At 42.7% G+C, this 25,717-nt stretch carries 25 protein-coding genes; 13 read left to right on the top strand and 12 right to left on the bottom strand.

Annotated elements, in window-relative coordinates; genetic code table 11:
* Nucleotides 1–162: 162 nt before the first annotated feature.
* The 3 genes from G511_RS0105240 to G511_RS0105230 are packed head-to-tail and all read left to right on the top strand — an operon-like array spanning nucleotide 163 to nucleotide 2,126.
* On the top strand, nucleotides 163–930 hold the full coding sequence (locus G511_RS0105240; protein ID WP_028468701.1) for a TIGR04255 family protein: 768 nt from the start codon (nucleotides 163–165) through the stop codon (nucleotides 928–930).
* A 35-nt stretch (nucleotides 931–965) separates the two neighbouring features.
* Complete coding sequence (locus tag G511_RS0105235) at nucleotides 966–1,439, top strand: hypothetical protein (RefSeq protein WP_156905148.1); 474 nt, start codon at nucleotides 966–968, stop codon at nucleotides 1,437–1,439.
* Nucleotides 1,440–1,445: 6 nt separating this feature from the next.
* On the top strand, nucleotides 1,446–2,126 hold the full coding sequence (locus G511_RS0105230; protein WP_028468699.1) for a hypothetical protein: 681 nt from the start codon (nucleotides 1,446–1,448) through the stop codon (nucleotides 2,124–2,126).
* 137 nt (nucleotides 2,127–2,263) lie between these two features.
* Here G511_RS0105230 and G511_RS21875 read toward each other — a convergent pair whose 3' ends face one another.
* From G511_RS21875 to G511_RS0105215, 3 genes are all read right to left on the bottom strand, one after another.
* Complete coding sequence (locus G511_RS21875) at nucleotides 2,264–2,947, bottom strand: 2-hydroxychromene-2-carboxylate isomerase (protein ID WP_051221590.1); 684 nt, start codon at nucleotides 2,945–2,947, stop codon at nucleotides 2,264–2,266.
* 21 nt (nucleotides 2,948–2,968) lie between these two features.
* Complete coding sequence (locus G511_RS0105220; protein WP_028468698.1) at nucleotides 2,969–3,841, bottom strand: DMT family transporter; 873 nt, start codon at nucleotides 3,839–3,841, stop codon at nucleotides 2,969–2,971.
* Nucleotides 3,842–4,029: 188 nt separating this feature from the next.
* Entirely contained in the window at nucleotides 4,030–4,920 is an 891-nt protein-coding gene (locus G511_RS0105215; protein WP_028468697.1) for a LysR family transcriptional regulator, read from the bottom strand.
* Nucleotides 4,921–5,023: 103 nt separating this feature from the next.
* Between G511_RS0105215 and G511_RS0105210 the strand changes: the two genes are divergently transcribed.
* Nucleotides 5,024–5,467, top strand: a complete 444-nt coding sequence (locus G511_RS0105210) for a VOC family protein (RefSeq protein WP_084629018.1) — start codon at nucleotides 5,024–5,026, stop codon at nucleotides 5,465–5,467.
* Nucleotides 5,468–5,499: 32 nt separating this feature from the next.
* A complete protein-coding gene (locus tag G511_RS0105205) occupies nucleotides 5,500–6,093 on the top strand; it encodes a glutathione S-transferase family protein (RefSeq protein WP_028468695.1) in 594 nt (197 codons plus the stop codon).
* Nucleotides 6,094–6,220: 127 nt separating this feature from the next.
* Here the strand turns inward: G511_RS0105205 and G511_RS21870 are convergent, their stop codons facing one another.
* Nucleotides 6,221–7,030, bottom strand: coding sequence for an AraC family transcriptional regulator (locus G511_RS21870; RefSeq protein ID WP_036551304.1), 810 nt, complete (start codon nucleotides 7,028–7,030; stop codon nucleotides 6,221–6,223).
* 115 nt (nucleotides 7,031–7,145) lie between these two features.
* Here G511_RS21870 and G511_RS0105195 point away from each other — a divergent pair, with 115 nt between their 5' ends.
* Nucleotides 7,146–8,339, top strand: a complete 1,194-nt coding sequence (locus tag G511_RS0105195) for a YbfB/YjiJ family MFS transporter (RefSeq protein WP_028468694.1) — start codon at nucleotides 7,146–7,148, stop codon at nucleotides 8,337–8,339.
* A gap of 14 nt (nucleotides 8,340–8,353) precedes the next feature.
* On the top strand, nucleotides 8,354–8,749 hold the full coding sequence (locus G511_RS0105190) for a rhodanese-like domain-containing protein (protein ID WP_028468693.1): 396 nt from the start codon (nucleotides 8,354–8,356) through the stop codon (nucleotides 8,747–8,749).
* Between the two features lie 38 nt (nucleotides 8,750–8,787).
* On the opposite strand, the gene G511_RS0105185 is transcribed toward G511_RS0105190, so the two are convergent.
* The 3 genes from G511_RS0105185 to G511_RS21865 all read right to left on the bottom strand — a co-directional run bounded on the left by G511_RS0105185 (nucleotide 8,788) and on the right by G511_RS21865 (nucleotide 12,465).
* Nucleotides 8,788–10,182 carry a vWA domain-containing protein gene (locus G511_RS0105185; protein ID WP_036551302.1) on the bottom strand — a complete coding sequence of 465 codons (1,395 nt, stop codon included), beginning with the start codon at nucleotides 10,180–10,182 and terminating at the stop codon, nucleotides 8,788–8,790.
* A 25-nt stretch (nucleotides 10,183–10,207) separates the two neighbouring features.
* Nucleotides 10,208–11,152: an AAA family ATPase gene (locus G511_RS0105180; RefSeq protein WP_028468691.1), complete on the bottom strand. Its 945-nt coding sequence runs from the start codon at nucleotides 11,150–11,152 to the stop codon at nucleotides 10,208–10,210.
* A gap of 101 nt (nucleotides 11,153–11,253) precedes the next feature.
* A complete protein-coding gene (locus tag G511_RS21865) occupies nucleotides 11,254–12,465 on the bottom strand; it encodes a YbfB/YjiJ family MFS transporter (protein ID WP_036551300.1) in 1,212 nt (403 codons plus the stop codon).
* 116 nt (nucleotides 12,466–12,581) lie between these two features.
* Here G511_RS21865 and G511_RS0105170 point away from each other — a divergent pair, with 116 nt between their 5' ends.
* The gene (locus tag G511_RS0105170; protein ID WP_245573817.1) at nucleotides 12,582–13,403 is read left to right on the top strand and encodes a LysR family transcriptional regulator; all 822 of its coding nucleotides are present in this window, start codon (nucleotides 12,582–12,584) and stop codon (nucleotides 13,401–13,403) included.
* A gap of 202 nt (nucleotides 13,404–13,605) precedes the next feature.
* Here the strand turns inward: G511_RS0105170 and G511_RS0105165 are convergent, their stop codons facing one another.
* On the bottom strand, nucleotides 13,606–14,853 hold the full coding sequence (locus tag G511_RS0105165) for an alpha/beta hydrolase (RefSeq protein WP_084629017.1): 1,248 nt from the start codon (nucleotides 14,851–14,853) through the stop codon (nucleotides 13,606–13,608).
* Between the two features lie 132 nt (nucleotides 14,854–14,985).
* On the opposite strand from G511_RS0105165, the gene G511_RS0105160 reads away from it, so the two are divergent.
* Entirely contained in the window at nucleotides 14,986–15,183 is a 198-nt protein-coding gene (locus tag G511_RS0105160) for a hypothetical protein (RefSeq protein ID WP_028468688.1), read from the top strand.
* 92 nt (nucleotides 15,184–15,275) lie between these two features.
* Here the strand turns inward: G511_RS0105160 and G511_RS0105155 are convergent, their stop codons facing one another.
* The 3 genes from G511_RS0105155 to G511_RS0105145 form a co-directional block, all read right to left on the bottom strand.
* Entirely contained in the window at nucleotides 15,276–16,577 is a 1,302-nt protein-coding gene (locus tag G511_RS0105155; RefSeq protein ID WP_028468687.1) for a PepSY-associated TM helix domain-containing protein, read from the bottom strand.
* Between the two features lie 46 nt (nucleotides 16,578–16,623).
* Nucleotides 16,624–18,591 (bottom strand): TonB-dependent receptor family protein, encoded by a 1,968-nt coding sequence (locus G511_RS0105150; protein WP_169565713.1) that lies wholly within the window; start codon nucleotides 18,589–18,591, stop codon nucleotides 16,624–16,626.
* Nucleotides 18,592–18,817: 226 nt separating this feature from the next.
* Nucleotides 18,818–19,303, bottom strand: a complete 486-nt coding sequence (locus tag G511_RS0105145; RefSeq protein WP_051221586.1) for a PACE efflux transporter — start codon at nucleotides 19,301–19,303, stop codon at nucleotides 18,818–18,820.
* A gap of 161 nt (nucleotides 19,304–19,464) precedes the next feature.
* On the opposite strand from G511_RS0105145, the gene G511_RS0105140 reads away from it, so the two are divergent.
* From G511_RS0105140 to G511_RS0105125, 4 genes are all read left to right on the top strand, one after another.
* Nucleotides 19,465–20,349, top strand: coding sequence for a LysR family transcriptional regulator (locus G511_RS0105140; RefSeq protein WP_036551294.1), 885 nt, complete (start codon nucleotides 19,465–19,467; stop codon nucleotides 20,347–20,349).
* Between the two features lie 206 nt (nucleotides 20,350–20,555).
* The gene (locus tag G511_RS0105135; RefSeq protein WP_028468683.1) at nucleotides 20,556–22,589 is read left to right on the top strand and encodes a methyl-accepting chemotaxis protein; all 2,034 of its coding nucleotides are present in this window, start codon (nucleotides 20,556–20,558) and stop codon (nucleotides 22,587–22,589) included.
* A 126-nt stretch (nucleotides 22,590–22,715) separates the two neighbouring features.
* Nucleotides 22,716–23,147 (top strand): hypothetical protein, encoded by a 432-nt coding sequence (locus tag G511_RS0105130; RefSeq protein WP_051221583.1) that lies wholly within the window; start codon nucleotides 22,716–22,718, stop codon nucleotides 23,145–23,147.
* Nucleotides 23,148–23,191: 44 nt separating this feature from the next.
* On the top strand, nucleotides 23,192–23,536 hold the full coding sequence (locus tag G511_RS0105125) for a hypothetical protein (RefSeq protein ID WP_028468681.1): 345 nt from the start codon (nucleotides 23,192–23,194) through the stop codon (nucleotides 23,534–23,536).
* Between the two features lie 208 nt (nucleotides 23,537–23,744).
* Here the strand turns inward: G511_RS0105125 and G511_RS0105115 are convergent, their stop codons facing one another.
* Nucleotides 23,745–25,691: a TonB-dependent receptor domain-containing protein gene (locus G511_RS0105115; protein WP_051221580.1), complete on the bottom strand. Its 1,947-nt coding sequence runs from the start codon at nucleotides 25,689–25,691 to the stop codon at nucleotides 23,745–23,747.
* Between the last annotated feature and the right edge of the window lie 26 nt (nucleotides 25,692–25,717).

Genomic DNA, 25,717 nt, shown 5'->3' with positions numbered 1-25,717 from the left:
GAGTACGCTCGTTTTGCATTATTGTTATGCTACAATAATGCTAATTCTGGCTGTTTAAGGATGAGAAAAGCTGCAAAACACAAGCTAGTGATTTGTTAGAACCAGTTATGGGCGCTTTGTGTTATTGTGTTTTAAGAGAGTAATGAATAGGAATGTTGACAGATGGCACTTTTACAAAACCCACCCCTACTTGAAGCAATTTTTGAGTTGAGATGGGGAGAGCATGCTCCAGGTCAGTTTCAATATACTAATGATGATCAAACTCTTTTTGCTGGCAAAGTAAGTGCACTTGCTTCATTAAATGGCTATGACCATATTGAGATGTTGGGTGATGGTTCACCTTCTGTATTTCCAATGACACTTACTCATCGTTATCGTAAAGCAGAGAATAAATGGCCTTGCTTTCAAACGGGTCTGGGCCTCTTTACTGTTAATCAGGTAACAGAAGGCTATTCTTGGAGTGGTTTCAAACAGGCTATTCAGGAATGCCTTAAGATTTTTGATCAAGCTGGCCCTCATAAACTTAAGACAAACAAGGATTCACTGGTTTTAATCTTAAGATACCAAGATGCTTTTTTTCCTAAAAATGGTAATAGTGCAGAGAAGTTCCTGTCAGACACCTTTCACATCAATACGAGCTTGCCAGAAAAATTCTTGAGCAAAGATACAGTAGAAGAAGAAATTGTGGCAGTGAATTGTCAATATACAATTAAGTCACTTGACCCAAAAGGTGAAGCAGTCGTTAAAGTAGCTAGTGCGATTATCAATGATATGCCAGGATTTATACTTGAGACATTAGTGGTATCAAAGGTTTCAAGCGATTTTACAACTGATATCGATCAAACAATGATACTTGAATGGTTAGATAAAGCTCATGACCTGCAAAAGCACTCTTTTGGCACGCTAGTAAATTCGGAGGTTTGTAAATAGCTATGATTGCATGCGAGCTACCTACAGAAAACGCTATGACCTCTTACATTCAAGGTCATGATGTCACTGAAGCTGTTAATATTTCAGCTAGGCGTGCTACGCGCTCCTCAGTGGTATCTATTGTTCGCTTTCCTTTAAATACGGCTCAATCAACTGCTAGCATTCCAGCAAGAGTTTATAGTACAGAGTATTTCAGTTTGTATAAGAAAGCGCCGTGGGTATCTGACTTTTATGGTAATTCAAAAAGCTTAGATAATGTTAAATCCCTGCTGCCTTATTATAAGAGTATAAATGAGCTCCTAAAAAATCACGAATACGAAACTTGTAATAGTTTCTTGCGATTCGTTAAAGCAAAAGACTTGAGTGATGTGTTGTTAGTTGGCTTGCTGCGTTTAACAAGCTCTTGGAAGGATGATTTACCTGAATGGACTCGGTTATTATCAAGTGTTACCACTGAAATGAGTAGTAGAGGTAAAGACCCCCTAGTTTCTCTGAAAGGACTTATCTGATTTTTAATGGATTTTTATTCTTGTTTTGACTCTGACCCACAGGACATAGATCTTTTTTGTATTGCTATTGGAAGGCCTGATCGGTCAAGAAAACAGCAGCACATTGGAATTTATTATACTTCTGCAACTGGTGATACAAAATTTTTACATCAGCCTTTTCATTATCATGCTCTAGAGTCAGATCCTGAAGATAAATATCTTTGGTTGGATGTTCCATTAGATGCAGACAATAAAATGCATATGGCGACATTCTGTGCAATGGTAGCTGAGGAGAACCCGAAGGGAATCGCTTATAGCATTTGCCATAAAGGAACTAGCTTCACTAAGACTGGGAAATTCCATACAGAGAGTCAATTTGCTGGTTTGACTTGTGCAACCTTTGTTATGCAAATATTTGAGTCACAAGTATTGCCAATAATTGACGTTAAAAACTGGAAACATATTCCGTCTGATAAAGATTGGCAAAACCAAATTTTACAAGTTTTAGTTAAATACGGAGGAGTTGAAAAAGATAGTGATTATTATCTTTTTCAAAAGAAACGCTTGGCAGATGGTGTTGCGCGTTTTAAGCCTGAAGCTGTAGCTGCAGCAGCCGTATCACCAGATGCTCCACATAGCCCTTCGGATATACTCGATTGTTCTAATGAAATCTTAGAGGCAGCTATTGCGCACTCTAATAAAGTCTAAATAAATATAACACCGCACCTTTATTCTTGTTCTGTATAGAAATTACTTTTAAATTAGTAGTATAAATCTGTAAGAAAAATCAGGCTCTCTTCCTTCATAAATCTAACCTGTCTACATTTCAGATATGCTGTATTGGTCTACTTTACTTTACCTCGTTCCATAAACGTTTTACGGTCAATGCTGCGATGTCGCGCTAGCATCTCTTCAACCTTTGCTGGGTTGAGAGGATCGTTGCCTTGTAGATAGATTTCTAAATGTTCTTGTTGATCATTTCCCCAGAAAAGCTCGTCGTCCACGATGAAGGTGGGTACTCCAAAAACACCTCGTGCAATCGCTTGTGTGGTTTCTTGTTGCAGCTGGGTTTTTATATCTTCAGTTTTGATCGTGCTTAGCATTTTTGTGCTATTCAAACCGAGTGAGTCTAGTACCTTGGCAAGGTCTTCTTCAGAGGCTAGGTCGATTCCGCGAGACCACCCTGCCTCAAAGATAGCACTAATAACCTGGTGCTGGGCATCTCCGGCAACAGTAGGCAGTGATAAGCGTAATGCTGGTAATGGATTGTATGGATGGTTGCGGGGTGGATCAAAATCAAAACCATTGAGCTGTGCGTAGCGGTAGCAGTATTTATAGAGCGCTGTTTTTTTAGGCGGTACTTCTGCAGGCCCTAGTTGCCCCCAGTGATCTAGTAGCTTTCCAAATACAACGGGGTGCGCATTTAACGTGAGGCCATATTTTTCGCACAGAGGTTGCACCCAGCGCCAGCTAAAATAGGCATACGGAGACAGGTAGTCGAAGTAAAAATCCAGTTGTCGTGTTTCCATAATAATCCCTTTTTAGTCTGTTTATTTCAGTGCTATTTTTGTTTTTCTATTTGAAAGCACAAACGACAAGATGCCAGATGTGAAAATGATTGCCAAGCCTATGAGGCTGTATGCATCTGGCCATTCATTAAAGAGGAAAACGCCTAAAAGAGCGGCGGCGACCAGCTGGGAATATACGAACGGCGCTACAATGTTGGCATCTAAGCGGCGGTTAGCTTCAATAATAATGAGGTTACCCAGGGCCGAGGCAATAGAAGAGACCAGCACTAGCCAAATAATACGGCTATCGATTGTTTGGGGGATGGACTCAATACCGGCGGGTGTTAATGCGATGCTTCCGGCCAATAATGTTGATAGTAAAATCAAGCGTGGCCTAAAGAAGCCAGCAAGCCAGCGGTTAGCTACCAACATGCAGCCATAACACCCCCCCGCAATGAGGGCGAGCAGCATACCTGTGGTTATACCAACACCGGGTTTTACAACGAGTAGCACACCAGCAAAGCCAATAAATAATAGTACAGAGCGCAGTAATGTTATCCGTTCTTTAAGCACGGCGGCGGCTAAAAAATAGGCAACAATGGGCCCGATAAAAAAGATACCAAAGACGTTGGCAATAGGCTCCGTTTTAAGTGCTGATATCATACAAAATATGGCGCTGGTAAAGAGCGCTGCACGTAGCAGCATACGCCAGTCATAGAGCTGCTTTATCTCGGCGCGTACTAACCCACTAAAGGGAAGAATAAACAAAAAGCCTACTAACAGACGGCTCCAAGCAACAAACACCGGAGAGACATCCATTTCTGTGAGCAGTTTTCCGGCTGAGTCGCCTACGGGAATTAAGCTCATCCCCAGTAGTATCATCGCCAGTAGCATCGGCTTGTGTTGAGCGCTCATGTTAAAAGTTCATCCGCTTTATTGGCATATTAGAAATCTAAAGAAGCAGACAATCTAAGGGGTTAGCCGGTATAAATCGAGAGGTTTACGCTAATAGTGGGAAATAAGTACCTCTGGCTGTTATTTATATATCGCCATAAGGTACGTCTTACTGCGAATATCCTCGTTATTAAAAGGCACTCATAATTTTATCTGCCTAAAACATCTCTTAATTGCGGTGCTGCCCAGTCTAAAAAAGCTCTCACTCTGATCGAGAGTAAGCGGTTATGCGGGTAAACAAACTGTATAGGAATAGATGTTTTTTCATACTCAGGGAGCAGACGGATTAGCTGGCCTTTGCTTAACGCTTCATCTACTTGGTAGTGGAGTAAGCGCGTAGCCCCTAAGCCGCTGATGGCGGAGGAAAGAGTGCTATCAACTTGGTTGGAAGATATGACGGTATGCATGTCATAGGTGTTGAGTGTTTGGCCGTTATTAAACGTCCATTGGCTACTTTGCGGATTAAAAACAACGAGAGGCCAATGGCGTAATTCTTCAGGCGTGCTTGGTTTTCCCATTGTTTTTACTAGCGAGGGGCTGGCGCAAATGATATGGCGGTTGAGCCCTAAAGGCATTGAGATAAGAGATGAGTCAGCAAGATGCCCTATACGTATGGCCAGATCAAAACCCTCATCAATAATATCAACAATACGGTCAATCAAGGTGAGTTCAACGCGCAGGCCGGGGTGCTCACTTAAGTATCGGTTTAGCAAAGGGACAATATGCAAACGGCCAAACATCATTGGGGCCGTGATTGATAACTTACCCTCTGGTGCTCCACGGCGAGCATCCAGCAAAAATTCTGCGTCGTTGATATCCGCCAGAATACGCCGACAGCGCAAAAGGTAATCTCGTCCTTCATCAGTGAGGGATATACGTCGGGTGCTACGGTTAAGTAAACGCACACTTAAGTGGTTTTCTAAATCAGCGAGTGCTCGGACCACAGAGGCAGGAGAGCGATTAATCGCTTCAGCGGCAGCAGAAAGGCTTCCTCTATCGACGATTTCTACAAAGGTCGCCATCGCTTTGAGTTTATCCATGGTCGGCTCATTTGTGCATTTTATGCAAAGAACTTATCAGTATATGGGTATTTATTGCAACTGATGAATAAAAGATACTGTTGTCTCTTTCTATCAGGAGTAAATGATGAAAAGCATCCAACCTGTGTCGCCAATGCCTGAGATGATTCGCGCATTTGATCATGTAGGTATTCGCGTTAGTGACCGGCAACAAGCTACGGCGTTTTATGCACGGCTCGGGTTTGTAGAGACCGCTTACTTTGCCGCATATGAGGCCAATGAGATGGTGGCGGGTGATGGCGTGAGGATTAACTTAATTTTTAATGCCGCCAGGCAACCTCAATCTCGTAATGCATTGCTAGATATGCCGATTAAATATCCTGGCTTGACTCACCCTGCATTTGTTGTGGATGACTTGTATAGGCTGCGGGATTGGCTCTTGGAGGAAGGCATTACTATTACGGAAGATATTCATCCCATTGGTTCGCGTCGTGTCGCGCTTTTCTTTCGTGATCCAGACGGTAACGTGCTCGAATTTAATCAACTGATTCAAGCTATTTCACACTAATAACTTTCATATTAATAAAAGGACAATTAGGCATGAAACTTTACGATTTAGAACCTTCAGGTAACTGTTATAAAATTCGATTGCTTGCCTCGTTAATGCAAAAAGATTTGGAGCTTGAAGCCGTCGATTTTTTAGAGGGGGCGCATAAGCGCTCTCCGGTTATTGATCTTAATCCGTGGGGACAAGTCCCTGTGTTGGTCGATGGTGAGGTTGTATTACGTGACTCACAGGCGATTCTTGTTTATTTAGCTCGCCAGTATGGCGGTCATGCATGGTGGCCAGAGGGTGCTGCTCAGCAGGGTGACGTAATGCAGTGGTTGTCTACGGCTGCCAATGAGATCCAAAATGGCCCCGGTGCTGCGCGTTTAGTCGATAAATTCTCTGCTCCACTTAATAAGCCGCAAGCGTTGGCAGTTAATGATGGTATTTTGCCTTTATTAGAAGCGCATCTTTCTCAACATGATTGGTTAGCCCTAGGGCGCCCGACTATTGCTGATATTGCTGTTTTCCCATACGTTGCTTTAGCACATGAAGGTGGAATAGACCTCTCTTCTTATACCTCTATTTTGAATTGGTTTGAGCGTATTAAAGCGTTGGATAACTTTATTCCAATGTCGGGAATTTAGAAGATAAACGCAAATCCTAGTTATACATGTAAGCAGGATCTAGCTTGATCCTGCGGGTTAAAGCAGCAACTAGATAGCGGAGCATTGTCTACAAAAAATTGCTATGGTGCTTTTCTATTAGTTTTGTTTAGTTGCTCTTTAGTGAATTGGTGCTGTTTCTTTGAGACTCAGCAAGATACTGCCCAGGACTAACGCCGCTTTGAGCACGGAACATATAAATAAAGGGGGAGGGCGAGCTATAGCCCAACTCTAAAGCAATACGGGTAATACTCTGGTTTGTATTAAGTAGCTCGATCGCTTTTAAAAATCGTAAACGCAGGCACCATGCTTGTAATGATTTTCCGGTTTCTTTAATGAACCGCCTTTCCAATGTCCGTTTAGAAACGTTTAGCTCTTTAGCCAATATAGCAGTCGAATACCTCCCTTCTGGGTGATTATAAAGCTGTGTACATAAATGATATAACTCAGTGGATGTTGGCCAAGGAAGATGAGTTTTGTCTTGTGCTAAACGTGGAAGCGAGCTCAAAATTAAAGAGATCACTTGTTGCTCGTAACCTGTTGTAGAGTAGTTTATTTCGAAAGAAGAGGCTTCAATAACTAACGATTTAAGCAATGCTGATATTTCTAAAACGAGACTTTTCTTTGTGTCTAGCTGTTGATAACTGGCGTCGATATAAAGGCTCTTTAACTCTGCCCCGAAGGCCGTTGATACGCTGTGCTCACACCCCATAGGAAGCCATACCGCTTTTTCTGGAGATATAAATAGGCGCTCATTAACAACATCAACGGTTAATACTCCAGAAGTGGCATACAGTAGTTGGTGCCAGTTATGGGTATGAGCAGGGAAAAAATGTTGAGCCGGTATATATTGCTGGCGAACGAAAACTTCACGCGGTAAAGATTCCATTTCCAGTAGAGATAGTTTGTTTTCTTTCATTGGCTTGTTTATTTCTTGATTTGACGCTTTATCTATACATATTGTCATAGTGTATAGAGAAATGCGGATGATTGTCAGATAACCTCAAGGTCATCATCTTTTTGAGTCATCTTTTATGGTCATTACAGAACAAGTTAGGGTTCAAAGTGCTTGTGTTATCGGTGGTGTTATCACGGTAGGAATTGCACGATTTTCCTATACGCCGATGTTGCCGGAAATGGTTGATGGTATTGGGTTGACTGAGTCAGTTGCAGGTTTTTTAGCAGCGGCTAACTATGCGGGTTATCTGTGTGGCGCGTTGATTGTCTCATTTTTACATTGTATTAGTTTTAAAGTTGCACTCTATAAATGTAGTTTATTCGTTGCCGCCATTACGACGTTAGGTATGGCAGTGACTGTGAATGAAGAGATCTGGTATCTGATGCGTTTCTTGTCGGGTTTAAGTGCCGCGGGGGGCGTGTTATTGGGTGGTGGATTATTGATGCACTGGTTGCGTGAAAATAAGGCTAAGCCTGAGTTGGGTATATTTTTCTCCAGCTTAGGTATTGGCATTGTACTGACTGCCGTGACTGCAGAGATGATTAAAACCTCCTTTTCATGGGATCAGCAATGGTTAATTTATGGGTTGTTAGCGAGCGTGTTGATTATCCCTGTGCTGTTTTGGTTTCCGAGTTTTGGTCATCTAGTTAAGACTACTGGTTCGGTTAATATTCAAACTAAACCCTCCCGTTTATTTTTCGTGATTTTGCAGTCTGCTTATTTTTGCGCAGGGTTTGGTTATGTTGTAACAGCAACTTTCTTGGTTGCGATAGTAGAGATGTTGTCAGGGTTGGAAGGTCAAGGTTGGGCTGTTTGGTTATGGGTCGGTATTGCCGCTGCACCGGGATGTTGGTTATGGGATCTTTACGCACGTAAAGCTGGTTTGTGGTCAGCGCTGCTGCTGGCTTACCTTGTGAATGCTGCGAGTGTTGCTTTGTTACTAATTGAGCAGTCTCAGTGGACTGTTTATAGCAGCGCTGTTCTATACGGCTTTAGCTTCATTGGTATTGTCAGTATGACGTTGTCCATGATGGGGCGGCTATATCCAAGTAATCCATCAAAACCAATGAGTCATTTAACTTTTAGTTATGGAATGGCTCAGGTTATTGCGCCTGCTCTGGTGGGCGTGCTAGCGCAAAAAAGCGGAAGCTTTAGCGAAGGCTTAAGCATTACATTGGCCATATTAGGGGTAGGCACAGTCTTATTAGTGTGTGCTTCAATATTGCTTAAGCGCTCTTCAGCGGTGCTTAGCATCAATTCAGCATCATAATTAAAGGAGGCTAAATGCCACTCATCATTAAAAAAGGTATTTATCAGTTAGTTGAAGAAGCTAATAAGATCGTTGAGGAAGTCTCTATTTCTGAGGCTCTGTCACTTTACCAAGAAGAGGGCGTGCAGTTTGTTGATTTGAGGGATATTAGGGAGCTGAAGCGAGAAGGGAGGATTCCTGGTGCCTATCATTGTCCTAGAGGCATGTTGGAATTTTGGATTGATCCGCAAAGCCCGTATGCAAAAAATATTTTTCAACAAGATCTTAAGTTTGTCTTATTTTGTGGCGGTGGATTGAGGTCTGCGCTTGCCGGTAAAGCGGCTATTGAAATGGGTTTAAGCAATGTTGTACATATGCATGGTGGTTTTTCTGCCTGGGTAACAGCTGAAGGTTCTATCTCGACATCATAATGATCTAGGTTGATTTAACTCTATTTGGGATAGGGGTATTAGTTTGCTCGTTTTAATACAGACCCCAAAATTCTATTGAGGTCTTGTAGTGAGTTACAGGTTTCAACATGTGAGCAAAAGGGAGCGTACTTACTCATAATGGAGTCAGCGCTATCCCAACTGAACTCGCCTTCGGGATTTAGCCATATGACTCGCTGGCTGCGACGATACACCTCTTCCCAAACAGAAATATTGCCGTCTTCATTATTGTTTCTGGCATCCCCGAGCATGATGACTGTTGTGCGGCTATCGATATCAGCAAGCGCTATTTGTTCGAAGTCTGTTAGCGCTTTGCCATAGTCACTGGGTAGGTTGGCCCATTTTTGCATGACTTCTGCTAAGGCTAGATCCATACCCTTGTGCTCGAAAAGTTGGGTGACTTCGGCCATATCAGATGAAAATACAAAAGAGCGAACCTTGGGTAATACATCTTGTAAGCAATATAAAAACAGCAGCAAAAATCTAGCAACCTCACTTACTGAGCCGCTGACATCACACACCACCATGACTTTAGGACGGTCTACCCGAGTCGATTTCCATTTTGTGTGAAACAAAAATCCATCATAAGCAGCGTTTGTAGCAATCGTTCGTCTAACATCCAATAGGCCGCGCTTGGTAATTCGTCGTCTGCGGCTGTGCATACTGGCAAGTCGTTTAGCTGCTTTACGAACGAGTTCACCCATAAGCTTGTAGTTACGGTGGTCGATGCTGGTTAGGTTAACTTTTTGAAGGTTACTTTCTCGTAGTTTATTGGGCTCATTTTGATTAAATATCAAATATTGCTGCTCAACGTAATCTCGCACTTGTTGCTGCAGTTGTGACCTTCGCTGGCGTAATAGTTGTACAGTAGCACTGCTCTCATCACTGCTGGCTAGTCTAACCAGTTCTTGCTGAAACTCAGTATCGCCCAAGGCCTGCATAACCCGATATGTCACCATGGGTACTTGGGTAATAAATGAAATGTCCTGAGCACCAGAAGCCGTTGCCGCACTGCTAATCATGACTTGCATAGCAGACATGTCACCGTTCATTAATTGTTGTGCCAAAGGTGAATTCAGGTTGGTTACGGGTTCGTTCAACGGTGCTTGCTTAGGGCTCTTTGCTTCTGCTTGAGCGTTCTTTTCTAAGCCTTCTGTGGCGTCTTGTGGAGGCGCTTCTTGATAGCCTTCTTTAAGTTGATCATAGCTAGTAAAGTACTGATCAAATATTTGCTCATAGGTAAGGCGATGCTCCAAGCGTTTGGTTAACGTCATACCAAGCGAGTGCTTGAGTAGTGGGGCATTGTCTATCCCTACCAATTGAGCCGCTCTTAGTGCATCTAACGTTTCCGCTGATGAAATCGGTAATCCGGCATGTCGCAATGCGTGAATAAAGTCGCCCAGTACTTTTTGCATGATAATTATCGATTTTTTAGGTCGATTAGTTTTCCTTAGTGGCTGCTTTTAAAAGGTTATCAATCTCAGGCTCGACGGCTTCTATGTCGTCTTGGAACTTAAGCAGTAGATTGAGAGTAGTTTTTATCCATTCATGATCCAAGTTTTCAACATTTAGGAGTAAAAGAGCACGGGCCCAATCAATGGTCTCACTCACCGCAGGCACTTTTTTTAGCGCCATTTCCCGTAACTCGCCAATAAAAGCGACTAACTGTTGTTTAAGCTTGTCATTCAGTTCAGGGACTTGGGCTGTAATGATCTTCTGTTCAATGGCTTTTGAAGGGAAAGGGATATACAGGTGCAAGCAGCGCCGCTTTAACGCATCGCCCAGTTCCCGGGTATTGTTACTGGTTAAAAATACGATGGGTTTGGACTTTGCTTTAACCGTTCCCAGTTCAGGAATCGATATTTGATAATCAGAAAGGAGTTCTAAGAGAAACGCTTCGAACTCTTGATCTGCTTTATCAATCTCATCAATTAGAAGTACAGCGCCATCTTCTGATCTTAAGGCTTGCAGAAGCGGACGAGGTTCAAGAAATTCATCGGAATAGAATATATCGCCAAATTGATGCAGCCGAGAAACCGACTCATCAAGGCCTTTGGCGCCGCGCATTACATCGCCTAGCTGGTCTTTTAATAGCTGTGTATAGAGCAGCTGTTTGCCGTACTTCCATTCGTAAAGCGCCTTAGCTTCATCCAGCCCTTCATAGCATTGCATGCGAATAAGTGGCGAGGATAATAGTTCAGATGCTTTCTTGGCGAGCTCAGTTTTACCCACACCCGGAGGGCCTTCAACCAAAATAGGTTTTTGCAGATGACAAGCCAAGTAAACCGAAGTGGCAATAGCGTCACTACAGATATAGCCCAGCGCTTCAAAATTTAGTTTGATTGTATCGGGTGAGTTGATTTTGTCCTTATTACGGATGATCACCGGCGGCCTCTTATTTGTCCATTTACTCGATTGTATGACCGACCAAAGCCGGATGAAAGGGCTTGTAGACTATTGGCCCTTTATGGAACTGATACTATACATTAGTGAGCGCTGATGTTTGTCCGTGTTCTGAGGTTTTTCTGTTTCTCGGCGTTTTTTTCAATACGTAATAGGCCAAGCAAAAATAGCGTGCCAATCATCATGACAGCAGCAGAGAGGTAGAGCCCAAGATCATAGTTTCCAAAAGCTTCGGCAAGATACCCGGTACATACGGGGGCAATGATTTGTGCGCAACCATAAGCTAAGGTCATTGTTCCCATGAACTTAGCCGGATTACTTGGGAAAAACTTACCCGCCATGGTTAGTACTAGGCTAACACAGGCGATAAACGTCCCACCAAACAGCAGCGCACTTAATATAACTACAGGTAAAGTATCATTAATTGCCGGTAGAACAATCCCTATCGCCTGTAAGGTATAGGCGGCTAATAACGCTTTGAGGTAGCCGACGTTTCTTGCAATTCTGTCCCACACCAATGCTGCTGGAGATGCTGCTAATCCAACCAATATAAAAGCAAAACCTCCTTGTCCTTGTAAGCCTTTAATACCTTCAACAATATCCACAATAAAGGTGGAGCTAACAACATAACCATAACCTGCACAAAAATAGGCTAACATCATCATCGATGTGAAGGCTTTACTTGGAGGTGTATCTTTAGCCGTAACTCCCGCTTGGCCTTCTGTAGAAGGGTGTGGCATCCATAACCATGCTGGAATGGCGACTATTGCAGCCAAAACGGCTAAAGCGAGCCACTGTTGCTGCCAGTCGGCTGACATTGCTAGCATTATTTCTACCAGCAAGGATGTAACAATAATACTCAGCCCTGCACCAGTGAAGTGAATACCTAATTCTGCACGGTGATTATTTTTAACTAGCCATTTTAATATCAGACCCGAGGCAATAATAAGGCCTCCTGAGGCACAGACCCCTGCAATAAATCGCAACACAGCCCAGGTAATCATATCGGTAGTCACCACCATGGCTGCTGAGGTTACAACACTTAAAATAAGATAAACCCGGTGTAAGTTGTATTTATGGTTTAGGTTGTGCAGGCTGGCAGCAAGTAGGACTCCTAACATGTAGCCCATAAAGTTAGTGGTAGCCAACCAGCCTCCGCCGGACTCGGTAAGGCCCGTATTATCCTGCATTATTGGTAGTAAGAGGCTATAGGAGAAACGTGCCACACCAACGGTCACGATTAAACTACAAATACCTGCAAAGTAGACACGGCTTTTTGTTAGCTCCGTTAACATGCTAATTACCTTATTATTGAAAGATCATTCACAAACATTACTCTCTTCTGATAATCTTAAAAATTGAATTATTTAGAACTTAATATTCTGATTAAGAGAATCTTATGGAAATTCTAATGCTCAAGACCTTTCAAGCTGTTGTGGATGAAGGTGGTATTAAAGGGGCCGCTGATAAGCTGCATACGGTCCAATCCAACGTTACTAACCGAATTCAAAAGCTGGAAAGGGAATTAGATACCAAACTGTTTAAATTGGTTGGAAGAAAGCTACAGATAACGCCAAGTGGCCAACAGCTTTGTGAATATGCTAATCAGATCTTACAGTTGGAATATCAAGCTACCTCTGCCATTTCGCAAAATAAGGACCGTTATGAGTTAAGAGTGGGTATGCCAGAAACATTTGCCGCCGTTCATATGCCCTTAGCGCTAAAAAAACTCAAGCAGAACCATTCTGAGATTCGAACCAAAATTTATACTGATACCAGTGACAGGCTCGTGTTTGCTGTGCTGAACAATAAAGTCGATTGCGCTGCTTTAGGCAATGCCCCTAAGCATGAAAACCTTGTGGTTATCCCCATTGTGCAAGAAGAGTTGGTTATGGTGACGCCTCTGGAGAGTGACTATGATCCTGTACTGTTTGTTCGAGAGGAAGGCTGTGGTTACAGGAAGCACGCGCTTGCCTGGCAACAGGAAGCTGGTCGAAACACAGATGAGCTAATGGTAATGAGTAGTGCCGATGGTGTTTTAGGTTGTATTTCTGCAGGTTTAGGCTACACCATTATTGGCAAGAATATGGTGGTAGGTAGTCGGTATGAGAAGTCCCTTGTTATGACGCCGGTTAGCCATGGCCCGGCATATGTTCAGTTATCGATCGTCTATCGTAAAGGGAGTCCGCTAGAGTCAGGAACTCTGATCCTTGCCAAACTGTTAACAAAGTAACTTAACCTTCATGTGCTTGCTTACAATCTCACACGAATGAGAGCGATAATGGAAACTCTGAACATGATACCAACGATGATAATTAGGATTTTCAGTAACCCCTCTACTCTTGAATACTTAAACTTGCCAATCGTGGTCATTAGGTCCGCTGCAGTAATCTGGAAATCAATTACCTAAACCTGAAGTTTTTATGGCACCCGTCTCATTCATTGTGAGTGAAATTTTTCATCTCGCTGAACAGGACTTGCCAAGCAGGTTCTTGTTCCAAAATCACGTGATTTGAACTCTCCAACATGACGAACTGCGCATCCTTAATGCCGGCGGCAATGGATTGACCTTGCTCCAGAGGTTGTACCGAATCATTACGGGCGTGAATGACCAAAGTTGGCACTGAAACTTGGTTGAGCAGAGCAGAAATGTCAAAATGATCAATCGCACTTCTGATGGTCACCGCATTTTCTGCGGTGGTGGTTTTCTGTTGTAAATCTACCAGTGAATCGATCTGCTCTTTTGTTGAGTCAGGAATGAAAAAAGATGAAAACCCTTTTATAAACGCCCCTCCAGGCTTTCCCCAACCATGCTTGATTAATGTGAGTATTGCCTCACCCTGAGCGGCTTCCTCTATAGAGGGGCGAACCATTCTGCCTTGTACAAAGCCTCCTTGTAGAATGAGATGACTGACCTGTTCTGGGTGACGGGCAGCATATGCGACAGAAACAGGGGCTCCTTGAGAAGTTCCGTACAAGACAAACCGTTCCAAGCAGGAAGCCTCTACGACAGCTTCCAGATCCTCGACACACCTTTCCAGTGAAAATTCGCGAAGCTGCCAATCGGACAAACCGTTTCCTCTCTGGTCATAACGTGTAACGCTAAATGATTCTCCCAGAGTATTTAAGAAGGGGCGCCAGATCGGGCTATGCCAGTCATGCTCTAGATGTGTTAACCAGTGTCCAGTCCTGACAAGAGGTGTTCCATTACCTGTGGTGGCGTAGCCTATTCGAGTTTTATCTCGGGATAAGCAATATCGAATCCGTTGTGCGTTCCTTGTCTCTTTGATTGCGACAGCGGGGGAGTGTGTCTTAGTGTCAGGTTTGCTCTTGTTTTTGCAGGCTGCGGGTTCAACAATGAAACGGAACCCCTTGCGCGGCACTGTTTTTATAATTGCTTGTCTGGCCCCACTATCCCCGACAGCAGAACGAACAGCACTTATTCGTGCATCAATTGCCGAATCGGAGACTATTCTTCGCGACCATATAGTGTGGATCAATTCCTCCCGACTGATAATGCGGCTATGGTTTTCCAAGAGGAGAACAAGGAGGTCAAACACTTGTGGCTCAAGGCTGTTGGGTAGCCCGTTTCGGGTGAATTCACGTGTATCGGTATCCAACCAGCAATCTGAAAATTTGTATTGCATTTCAGTTTTCCCCCTAACATCCACCGATGTTTTCATCAGTATGACAGGTTTTACGAAGAATAAAGAAAAACACAAGGAGATCTAAAGGGAATCATCAAGCAGCCTGAATGTGACTGAAATACCATTTTCTTACATCGAAACCTATTAGTTTTTAAAGAGGAAATCGTCATGGCTTTCAGTGTTAGCTCCTTGATAAAGAGTGCGTTTACCTTATCACACTCGCCTAAACCAACGATGGCAGGTGATTGCGAAAAAGTTACACCTGAACCAAGCAGAGCCCTCCGATCACAAAATAAACAGTGTGATGATATCCCTGCAATGGAACCTAATTGGCAGGGACAATGGCGCTTATTGAAATACGTTTAGACACACGTATAACGATGAAACATACATCACAATTGTTATACAGTGTGGAGTAGCGTGGGCTTCACGGATTAGTATTTCTTAATCACTTTATTCTAATGGCTGTCATTAATTGCACGAATGTACTTAATGCGTGCTTTGTATCTCTCTAAGAGAGGTTTTAACTGACTTACCAGCACAATGGCTACCAGACTTATACCAAAAACAGGAAACAGTATGGCAAGGGCTAAGATAATACCCAGTAGAGCTTTGCCTACGTTAAATTGTGCGGGTACGGTAGGAAATCCCCAGCCGTTGCTGGGCTTTCGTTTAAGGTAGCTTATTAATCCGGCTATTGAGCTGAGTGTGAACAGTAAGCTAACAATGAGTACGCTATACCAGCTGATTCTGCCGTACTCTCCTTGATGTAGGCGCATGGCGACCTGGCGCAAGTCCATGAGAATGCCAACCTCTTTCCAGCTATGGCGTTTGAGTACTTCTCCTGAAAACTGATCAAGATAAATAACCTGCTGGTCTTGTAACCAAAAACTGCGATTGGCAAGTTTAAAGGTGCCTGTGGTTTCTTTGGGCATCGACAGTGTTAATTTTCCTGCAAGGTCTTGGCTTTGTGCAATATTGATTATTTTCTCTAGTGGCAGTGCCTTGTCTTGTACTGTGGATAACACGTTAGGGGCTTTGCGCCATGTAGTAGGAAACCCCGTATCAGTGGCCGCTTGGATCTGCTTTAGGTTGCCGCCAAATATATCAGTCCATGGCATACCACCCGCGATGATAACGAGCATAAAGAGGGATAACCAAAATCCGCCAACCGCGTGAATATCTCGCCATAAGATACGTTGACCCTTTTGCGTGCGAATGCTAAACAAGCCTGCTGCTGACCATTTTTTTAATGGCCACCACATATAAATTCCAGTGATTAATAAGATGATAAACCAACTAGCAACTAGCTCCACGACTAAGGTGCCAGGGGTGTGTAGTAATAGCTCACCGTGTAGTTTTCTGATGGTGTACATCAGGCTGTCATGTTGGATGAACTCTCCGCTTACTTCGCCCGTGTAAGGGTTTACGTAGACGAGCTGTCGTGTGTGTCCCTTGGCTTGAATACGAAAGCTGGCTGCCTCTTTCTCTGAAGAGGGTAAGGTTATTTGCATAATAGGGCGGCCAGCATGCTGGCTGGCTGCTTCTAATTGCTTATCGAAGCTTACGTATCCGCTTTGGCGTTGGTTAGCTGTAGGAACAATGGTCCGTGCCTGTTGGTATGCCCAATTATTATAGTCCTCTTTGAAAAGGTAAATGACACCCGTAAGGCAGAGTAAAAGGACTATTGGCAAGGTAATAAGCCCAGCAATAATATGCCACCGCCAAAACCAGCGATTTAAATCTTGTTGTTTGAACATAAAAAGCTCTCTTTGGCGATTATATTAGTCATCATGTGGTGACCACTTAAAATTTATAAGAAACGCCGGTATAAAAAGCACGGCCATCGGCAGTACGAAACTTCAACTGTCCACGGCTGTAAGTGGCCCTGTCTTCACGTGTGTCAGTGAGGTTTAACGCGTTTGCCCAAAAAGACCAGTTCTTTTTGTCGTATGTCATCCTGATGTTAAAACGCTCATCTCGTTTGAACTTTCCTGCCGGTGTATTGGCATCGTCACTAAAGTAAGTGCTATAGAAGTCACCCTCAAACTCCACTACTAGATGCCCAATAGGTTGCCATGCAAGCCGCGCGTTAAAGTGATGTTTAGGTGAGCGGTGCATATCATTACCCGAAAAGTCTCCTTTTGAGCTGATAAAGCTATAGTACGTATTGAGTGCATAAGTATGTGTAAGGCCTACACGCCAGTTGGTCTTATAAGGGGCGTATTCAATAACAGATTCAATACCTTTGACTGTGACTTGGCCGGCATTGGTGGTGCTTAAGTACTCGCTACCGACTTCGCCAAAGGTTTGTGTCACTAAATAGTTTTTAATTCTTGTGTGATACACCGCAAAATCATAATTGAAGTCGCCACTACTGCCACGTAGACCAACTTCAATGTTGGTGGCGTCTTCAGGTTTGAGATCAGGGTTGCCCGAATCAATGTTAAAGAGACTTTTTAAACCTGGAGCATAAAAGCCTTTTGAAATGTTTAACCACAGCATTTTTCCTGCGGGTAAATCATACGTCAGGCCAAATTTAGGTGAGATATCAGAAAAGTTAGCGTCATCCTCATAAAGGCTGGATTGAAGAGTAACGTCTTCGTAACGAACACCGCTTGTGAGTATCAGGTTTTCTGTGAGATAAGCTTGGTATTGAGCAAACCATGCATACAATGCTAACTCATTATCAAATGTTGTGTACGGCCCCGACAGTGATGTATCTGCGCGACCATAGGCTTTGGTGAATTGTTCACCCTTATAGCTTTCAAAACCGATAATGGCGTTATCTTCTGCAAAGTTATGCCGGTACATGATCTTGGAGCTAATGGCTGAGTCATCCTCATCTTTAGGACCGCTAAAACGAGATAGTCCTATAGTAGATTTTTCACGCCACACTACTGAGCCATCTAAGGATCCACTTTCAAAATCTTGTTCAGCTTTAAGCGAAATATAATCTTGTGTGTAGTCTGTAGCAGAATTCAATCCTCCTGCCTGGTTTGGGTTATCGGCAAGCTGTGCGCGGGTTAAATCTCCCCGTACGACGGTGTCTTCGCTTAAGTGTTCAGCTCTTACGGTAAAGCGGAGCGCGTCATTTACATCATAAAGTAGTTTTATACTGGCTTGCTCTCGATCATTTTTAGCATCATCGCGCTGTCCGTCTGTTCTTCTTATATTGGCATCAATAAAATATCCAAGTTTGTCTACCCGCCCGCCTGCGTTTACGCCAAAACGTTGTCGAGAGAAGCTGCCGCTTTCTGCCCATACTTTACCTTCAGGCTCATTGGGTGCTTCTCTACTAATGACATTAACGACACCACCAAAGGCATTATTGCCATAGAGTGCCGATGAGGGACCTTTGATGACTTCAACACGCTCAATATCTGATGTATTGACGCGGTCTAGTCGTTGGGTGGCTCCCTCGTAAGGGCTTTCTAGTGGAATACCGTCGAGCATGGGAATGGTGTAACTTTTGCCACCATTAGGTATGCGTAAGTTACGTACTTGTGTTTCACCTGGGATTCGGTCTAAAAATTCATCGGGGTCAACAAACTTGAGGCGTTCAATCTCTTCTCTGGTAACGACATGCGCGTTTAAGGGAGATTGCTTCAGCGGTGTTCCGCCGATAGTTGCTCGTTGATCAGAGGTACCGTTAATGACTGAAATGGTACCTATCGATACATACTCGATATCTGATGTTGGTAACAGCTCACTTGCAGATAAACTGACAGGAGGAATGAGTACTATCATGCCGATGAGTTGTTGGATGTTCAAAGTTGCTGCCCTCATAAACGAATGGATCATTTTTGGGAGGGCATACTAATGAGCTTTTACGAGGCTAGGAATGTGGCATATTGTCACGCAGTTAAGAAAAGCAAGAAAAAACAGAAAAATAGTTATGCACGCAAGCTGTGGATAAGTCTATGCATTACATATGCACATCTCTTCTAGAGCCCGATATATAAGGGCTCTAGAGAGTTGTTGCTTTAATAGCCTATTTTTAAGCAGCACTTATTATTAGTGGTTCAGGTTGCTTAATCGGGAATGCTCGATCGTACCCTAGTCCAAATAAAAATGTGTAAATTACGACAGCTGCCATCATGCCGATATCTAATAACAGTGCATTTACTAAGCTTAACTCTAACCACCAGATGATTAATGGTAGGGTGAAAAGGAGCAAAATAAGCTCAAACCCCACCGCATGATAAATCCTATGTTTTACTGAACGCTCTGTTGGAATACGCCCAAAAGAAACATCTATGTAGTCATAAGCATAGTTGTAGAAGAGATTGGTAGCCATGGCGATAGCACTGAGAACGAGTGCAAGATAACTGACTTCCAGTAAATTGCGTTCAAGAATGAAAGAGATAATAACCGTTGAGCTGGCGACCAAAATAGCTTCAAACAACAGGATATAACGTAGTCTGTCGAGACTACTACGAGTAACGATATTTGCTGTTGCTTTTTCTGACACCTGCAATGACATGTTGTTCTCCTGAGCTTTACTTTGCGTGTATTTAACTGATCGCAATATTAAAGATATTATTGATGCTTTGTAGTTAGTAAGTATCTATTATTTAGATAGATGGTTTTGGATACGCGTTTTTTAGTTTGTGCTTTCGTGCGCCATAAAAAGGAGTGGGTTATATGCCAAGTATTGAGCAGTTAACGTGTTTTGTTGTTGCCGCTGAGGTAGGTTCATTCTCTGGCGCAGCTCGCCAGCTTGGCAAGGTGCAGTCTGCAGTGAGTACTGCTATTAATAACCTGGAAATTGATGCTAACGTCGAGCTTTTTGATAGAAGTAGCCGCAGTCCCGTACTCACAGACGCGGGCCAAGTGCTACTTAACTCAGCAAGAAGCGTTTTGCATAGCCACCATGAGTTTAATGCTCATGCAGCCTCGTTGAGTAACAGTGATGAAACGTCATTGTGTATTGCTATCGAGCAAAATGTAGCATCACCCGTTGTGGTAACAGTGTTAGAGCGTTTCTCTGAGACGTTCCCCTATATTACATTGGAATTACTTGACCCTGGCAGTGGTGATGTAGCTGAGTTGGTACGCAGCAATCGGGCTGATATAGGTTTAATGATTGAACAAGAATATTATCCGCAGGGTTTTAGTTTTCGGGGAATAGGATATTCGCGTGTAATCCCTGTATCAGCCCCCAGCTTTGCGTTAGCACAAAAGAAACAGGTAACGCATGCTGACCTTAGACAGTATCGGCAAATTGTCGGGCGTAGTTTGGATCCAGACAACCAAACGCATGAACGTTACACAGTAAGTCCGCAAGTATGGCTGTCAGAAAGCCCATTCGTCATTTTAGAACTCCTAGTTGCCAACATCGGTTGGGCGTTCATACATGAGGCGGTAGTCGATGAAAAACTGCAATCAGGAGAGTTGGTAGTGCTTGATTTGGTTTACCAACAAGCTGATATTCTGCAAGGTATTGACTTGGTATGGACTGAAAACCGTGCGCTAGGTAAAGCGGGGCAATGGTTATTACAGCAGCTGCAAAACTTACATTTAGAGTAGTTATTATGCAGAGAAATTTAGCTTAAGGAGATAGGGTAGCTAGGCTATCAATTATTAAACTTATGATGCCATACCTACTCGTTTCTTATATATGAAATTTACCTATAACTTAAAATTGACTTTGGTCAATTCTATACCAGACTAAGTGAAATATAAGTTCAGTTTATAAGTGTTAGCTGGAATTTAAGTTTTATGGAGCTGCACGAATGTCTTTTTTTTCAAAAATGTCAATAAAAGCAAAACTTTTTTTGGGTTTTGGGTCGCTAATAGCCATATCAGTTTTAAGTTCTTTGTTAGTTTTTAACCAGTTAGAAAAAACCTTAGAAAAGCAAAAGTTATTACTAGATGTAAGATACCCTACTGTTGAGGCAGGTGAGCGCTTATCAGGGGCTATTAGCCAAACCTTGTCTGGCTTAAGAGGCTACCTTATTTTGGGTAATGATCCTGTTAAAGCGAATATATTTAAGAAAGAGCGCGCTTTAGGTTGGCAGGAGTTAGATGCTGCTTTGAGTGAATTGAATACTTTCTCTCAACAATGGACAGTACCAGATAATATCCGCAAGCTTAATGAAATGAAGCTATTGATTGGTGAGTTTCGAATATCCCAACAAGAAATAGAAAGCCTTGCTCATACCAGTGCCAATATCCCATCATTTGATATATTGCTAACAAAAGCTGCTCCAAGAGCTTCCAAAACTGTTGCTGCTTTAACTGCTCTAATAGAAAAAGAGATGGATAATACTTCCAGCTACGAGCGTAAAAAACTCTTCAAAACACTGGCGGATAGCCGGGCATCTTTTGCGCTAGGTCTTGCCAATATTCGAGCTTATTTGTTGTCTGGTGATGAAGCGTTCAAAGCAAAATTTTTAGCGCTTTGGGATAAAAACGAAACACAATTTAAAAAATTAAAGGCAAGCAGCATATTGTTCGCACTTAATCAAAAGAGTCATTGGAATGAGTATAAAAAACAACGCGCTGAGTTTCGTCCATTTGTTGATGAAATGTTTGCCTCACGCGCTAGTTCTGAATGGAATAAGGCTAATGCTTGGCTAGGAACGAAAGCCGCTCCGAAAGCTAAAAGAATTAAGGAAATACTCTTAAAGATGAGTCAATCTCAGAAGACGCTACTCAAGGCTGATGAGGTAAAACTAGTCGATGCGGTCGATACACTCGAGCTAGTGCTGCTCATTAGTTTGCTATTAACTATGGTACTTGGCTGTCTATTAGCTTATACGATTAGCCGCTCTGTCACTAAGCCCTTAGGTGGTGAGCCAAAAGATATGGCATTGTTAGCAGATCGTATCGCTAATGGGGATTTAACAACAGATTTTAATAACAGCGAAAAAGCACACGGGCTTTATCTCTCTATGATTAATATGAATACAAAACTACAGGGTTTAGTAAATGATATTCATATGCTTTCTCAGGCCTTAGCGAGTACTTCCACAGAAACAGCATCCATTGCAGAGCAAACAAATAATAATGTTCAAGCTCAATATGAACAAACTGAGCTAGTAGCAACTGCCGTCGAAGAAATGACAGCAACAGTGAGCGAAGTTGCTGAAAATGCAGCTAATTGCGCACTCTTAACTGAAGAGTCTAGTGAGATTACGATCAAAGGGCAGGGCAATGTTCAAAGAACTATAGCGACAATAGAACAGCTCTCTGGAGAAATTAATCAGGCATCGAAAGTTATTGTCTCTGTACAGGAAAAAAGCCAGTCGATAGGGTCTATCTCTGAAGTGATTTCAGGTATAGCAGAGCAAACCAATTTATTAGCATTAAATGCTGCTATTGAAGCGGCTCGTGCAGGTGATCAGGGCCGAGGTTTTGCTGTTGTTGCTGATGAAGTTCGCTCTTTGGCTTCTAAGACTCAGGAGTCTATAGCCAGCATTAATAGCATTATTGATACATTGCAAAATAGTTCTAATGAGGCTGTAAGTGTTATGCAGCAAAGCCAGCAAAAATCACAAGACACATTAGAGCAGGCACATACCTCAGGAGAGTCTCTCAACCATATCGCGAGTTCAGTACAGAGAATCCAAGATATGGTGAGTCAAATTGCAGTTGCATCGGAAGAGCAGGCGAGTGTTACAAGAGATATTAGCCAAAATGTACATCAAATTAGTAATGTTGCTCAGCAAACTTCTGTTGGTGCTAGCGAAACAGTCCAAGCTGGTGAAGAGATGTCGAAACAAGCAGAGGCTTTGCAAAGCTTAGTGACAACATTTAAGGTGTAAAAGTACGCCTTTACATTGGTTTACTTGTTATGAATTACATAAGAGTGCTCTTTTTATTAGCGAGTTAGATCTTATGTGAACCCAAACGTTATACCCTGTAACTGAACTTTTTAAAGATACCTCATTATGATCAATGAAATTCTTGAACTTAGGTCCGGGCAAGTTGCGTATATTAGTAGTTTAATGGCGGGCTTTTCTTTGTCTATCGCTGTACAAATTATTCGTGGCAAAGATCAACGCTTGGTTGCTACTGTTAATTATCTGTTGTTTATCGTTACTACCTTGCTATTTTTAATTGCTTTATATGTTGATGTCTCTATTAGTTTGCGGCTGGTGGGTATTGAACATTTTTCTGATGATGCACTTGTTCAAATTGGAAAAATACGAAACTTTAGTACATCCGCAGCAACCTCTGCTTTTCTTCTATTTGTGCTGTCGATAGGAGTGCTTGGTTGGTTAAAATCAAACAAAACAGGGGTCATTAGTACCGTCATGGTAGTCATAACCTTATCTACCATTATTGTTGCTAGAAATATGATCACTGGTTTAGACTTTTAAAGTAACAACTAATTAAGATCGGTTTTTTATTATAGGGAATATTCTTGACTAGTAAGCACCTAAAACAGTTATGTGATAATGCCACTGATGCTCATACACGTATTAAGCAAGATTTTAAAGAAATTGACCCTGTTGTTGGCGTAAGTCAGAAAATGCGCGAAAGCGGCATCTCCGCTGATGTAATGACTATTGATTGTTTAAGAAGCGGCAAACGCATCATTCTTATATTGCATGATCAGCAGCCTGATATCGTTAGTTATCAATTTACCTTCAAAGCGCAAGACCCTGCAGAGCAGTTTGAGCAATCTCTATTGGACGATGTGTCGGCAGATAAATTATACGACTGGATGAAAAACTATTTTTCTAATACGGTTCATATAAAGCATTGAGTTAAAAGGAAGGGTATATAACCAAGAATGTTATTCTTGGTTATGTTCATGATAGCTATGCTTTTTAGGTGTTTTTAAAATGTCTAAAGAGCTTAAGCTTGAAGAGCTAATCAGTACTATTGATAAACTAGAGCCTAGATAGTCACGGTTGTGATCTAGGAAAAATGGAGAGCAGCGAAGGGGAGCTGCCTCCATTTTGTCGCAATAGTTAAAAACGCGCTGCTAGTGTCAGGCGGATATCTCGGCCGGCTTCTGGTAAACCAATCACCTGACCACTGCTAGTACTGACACCATAACTTGCGTGACTAAGGTACTGCTTATCAAACATGTTTTTAACCGTCAAAGTGACAGCAAGGTCTTCGTTACCTTGTGGGTACCACTTCGCGTAGGCGTCGTGTACTGCGTAGCCTGCTTTTTCACTACGACCTGAGGGTACGTCGGTTAAGCGTTGAACCACTTGAGAAGACCAGCCAAATTCTAAGTTTTTCTCAGGCAACATATGTGTCACAGAAGCAGTCAGAGTATCACCAACAGCCGTACCGATAGCCATATCTCCATCATCTAGCGGTTTGCCGTCAATTTCTGGACGGTTATAGCTGTATCCTAAATGTAGGTCAGTATTATCCCAGTTGTAGCCAACGTATGCGGTTACACCTTTGTTCTCTACATCGCCTTCGTTACCATAAACTGAGCGAGAAACTCGGGTCACTGCATTATTAATATGACTGACATAGGCCGTCGCACCAAAGCTGATACGGTTTTTACTGTAATCAAAACCCAGCTCAAAGTTATCTGCTTTTTCAGCTTTACGGTTTGGATCATTGGTCGCAAAGTTCAATAGATAGGCTTCTTTAACATTAACTCCTCGCAAAGCGCGTGCGTACCCTCCATGAATATCTAGTGCTTGGTTAACTGCATAGTTCAGACCGATATTTGGGCTAAGCCCTTTAGTCTTAAAAGTCTGCCCGGTATTGTCATCAATATCGTAGTAATCGTATCGAAGGCCTGTATTTAGAGTGAGTTTCTCAGTTAGAGCAATTTGGTCCTGAGCATAGAGTCCAGCAACATTTAATACTTCATCTTGAAAGCCCGGTGTTGAGCTATTGATGTAATAACCTGTATCTCTACGAAAATCTGTACCGTATGTCAGGCTGTGATTATCTATCTGCTGAGTATTACGTAAGTCAAATCCGATAGATTTAACTCCCGCGCCATCGCGGGTACTACCTGATGGCTTCTGGCTAATATATGCCTTCGTATAGTAAAGGTTTGCTTGTAAGTCGACCTTATCGCCTGCTGGGTTTAGGTTGTACTGCAGGTTAGCAGTATCGCGATGGCTTTCTTGTTTATTTGCTTGATTCCATCCTGCTGTAATGAAATGTGGTCTGACATTACGTGTGCCATCGTCATAGCGAAAGTCATAACTGAATCGTAATGTTTCATCTTCAGATAGCTGTCCGACAACTTTGATCAAACCGCTATTTATCTTAGATTTCGTATTACCTTGTTCGTTACCTTCACCATCAACAGTATTGCCTGCATCTTGTTGAGTCAGAGAGGCTAGGATGGAGATATCGTCGGAGAGACGACCGAACAGACTGCTGTGCAATTTAACGCCGTTGCTATTATCAAAGTAACCAAGCTTAACTAAACCACCGAACTTTTCACCCTTACGTAGTAGGTCTTCAGGGTCTTTAGTAATAAATCGGATCGCACCTCCTAGTGCGCCAGGGCCATCTGTCGCTAAGCCTGCTCCGGCCTGAACTTCAACTTGCTTCAATAACTCAGGCTCTATACTCACCCGTCCTTGATGGTGGAACAGGTAGCCAGCTTGCTGTGCACCGTCAATGCTGATATTCAAATTAGTGTCTTCAATACCACGGACATAAATTTTCTGACCAGTACTGAAACCGCCTCCAACACTCACATCAGGGTTATGCTGGAATACATCTTCTAGGTCGGCTGCCTGAAAGTTATCCAGTGAGTCTTGATTAATGATGCTATCAACAGCGCTCGATTGCCCTGTGATGGTTAGCTTGTTGTCTTCAGCTAATACTGTTGCTGATTGAGCAAAAACAATTGCAGCCACAGCCAAAGACATTGTGTTTTTTTTCCAAGACACTCCTTGCCTAGCATCAAAACCTGAGTGGTACATTTACATTATCTCCAAAAAACCTATCG

The sequence above is a fragment of the Neptunomonas japonica DSM 18939 genome (assembly GCF_000422765.1).
In the GTDB taxonomy this organism is placed as follows: Bacteria; Pseudomonadota; Gammaproteobacteria; order Pseudomonadales; family Balneatricaceae; genus Neptunomonas; species Neptunomonas japonica.
Note: the sequence above shows the minus strand (reverse complement) of the source record. Positions and strands in the feature narration are given on the sequence as shown.

Coding starts and splice junctions, on each gene's coding strand:
- G511_RS21875 (WP_051221590.1), bottom strand. CDS start 2,947: ATGGAAACACGACAACTGGATTTTTACTTCGACTACCTGTCTCCGTAT.
- G511_RS0105220 (WP_028468698.1), bottom strand. CDS start 3,841: ATGAGCGCTCAACACAAGCCGATGCTACTGGCGATGATACTACTGGGG.
- G511_RS0105240 (WP_028468701.1), top strand. CDS start 163: ATGGCACTTTTACAAAACCCACCCCTACTTGAAGCAATTTTTGAGTTG.
- G511_RS0105145 (WP_051221586.1), bottom strand. CDS start 19,303: ATGTCATTGCAGGTGTCAGAAAAAGCAACAGCAAATATCGTTACTCGT.
- G511_RS0105135 (WP_028468683.1), top strand. CDS start 20,556: ATGTCTTTTTTTTCAAAAATGTCAATAAAAGCAAAACTTTTTTTGGGT.
- G511_RS0105185 (WP_036551302.1), bottom strand. CDS start 10,182: ATGCAAAAAGTACTGGGCGACTTTATTCACGCATTGCGACATGCCGGA.
- G511_RS0105155 (WP_028468687.1), bottom strand. CDS start 16,577: ATGTTCAAACAACAAGATTTAAATCGCTGGTTTTGGCGGTGGCATATT.
- G511_RS0105230 (WP_028468699.1), top strand. CDS start 1,446: ATGGATTTTTATTCTTGTTTTGACTCTGACCCACAGGACATAGATCTT.
- G511_RS0105130 (WP_051221583.1), top strand. CDS start 22,716: ATGATCAATGAAATTCTTGAACTTAGGTCCGGGCAAGTTGCGTATATT.
- G511_RS0105170 (WP_245573817.1), top strand. CDS start 12,582: ATGCTCAAGACCTTTCAAGCTGTTGTGGATGAAGGTGGTATTAAAGGG.
- G511_RS0105195 (WP_028468694.1), top strand. CDS start 7,146: ATGGTCATTACAGAACAAGTTAGGGTTCAAAGTGCTTGTGTTATCGGT.
- G511_RS0105205 (WP_028468695.1), top strand. CDS start 5,500: ATGAAACTTTACGATTTAGAACCTTCAGGTAACTGTTATAAAATTCGA.
- G511_RS21865 (WP_036551300.1), bottom strand. CDS start 12,465: ATGTTAACGGAGCTAACAAAAAGCCGTGTCTACTTTGCAGGTATTTGT.
- G511_RS0105160 (WP_028468688.1), top strand. CDS start 14,986: ATGGCTTTCAGTGTTAGCTCCTTGATAAAGAGTGCGTTTACCTTATCA.
- G511_RS0105215 (WP_028468697.1), bottom strand. CDS start 4,920: ATGGATAAACTCAAAGCGATGGCGACCTTTGTAGAAATCGTCGATAGA.
- G511_RS21870 (WP_036551304.1), bottom strand. CDS start 7,030: ATGAAAGAAAACAAACTATCTCTACTGGAAATGGAATCTTTACCGCGT.
- G511_RS0105190 (WP_028468693.1), top strand. CDS start 8,354: ATGCCACTCATCATTAAAAAAGGTATTTATCAGTTAGTTGAAGAAGCT.
- G511_RS0105165 (WP_084629017.1), bottom strand. CDS start 14,853: ATGAAAACATCGGTGGATGTTAGGGGGAAAACTGAAATGCAATACAAA.
- G511_RS0105140 (WP_036551294.1), top strand. CDS start 19,465: ATGCCAAGTATTGAGCAGTTAACGTGTTTTGTTGTTGCCGCTGAGGTA.
- G511_RS0105210 (WP_084629018.1), top strand. CDS start 5,024: ATGATGAAAAGCATCCAACCTGTGTCGCCAATGCCTGAGATGATTCGC.
- G511_RS0105235 (WP_156905148.1), top strand. CDS start 966: ATGACCTCTTACATTCAAGGTCATGATGTCACTGAAGCTGTTAATATT.
- G511_RS0105115 (WP_051221580.1), bottom strand. CDS start 25,691: ATGTACCACTCAGGTTTTGATGCTAGGCAAGGAGTGTCTTGGAAAAAA.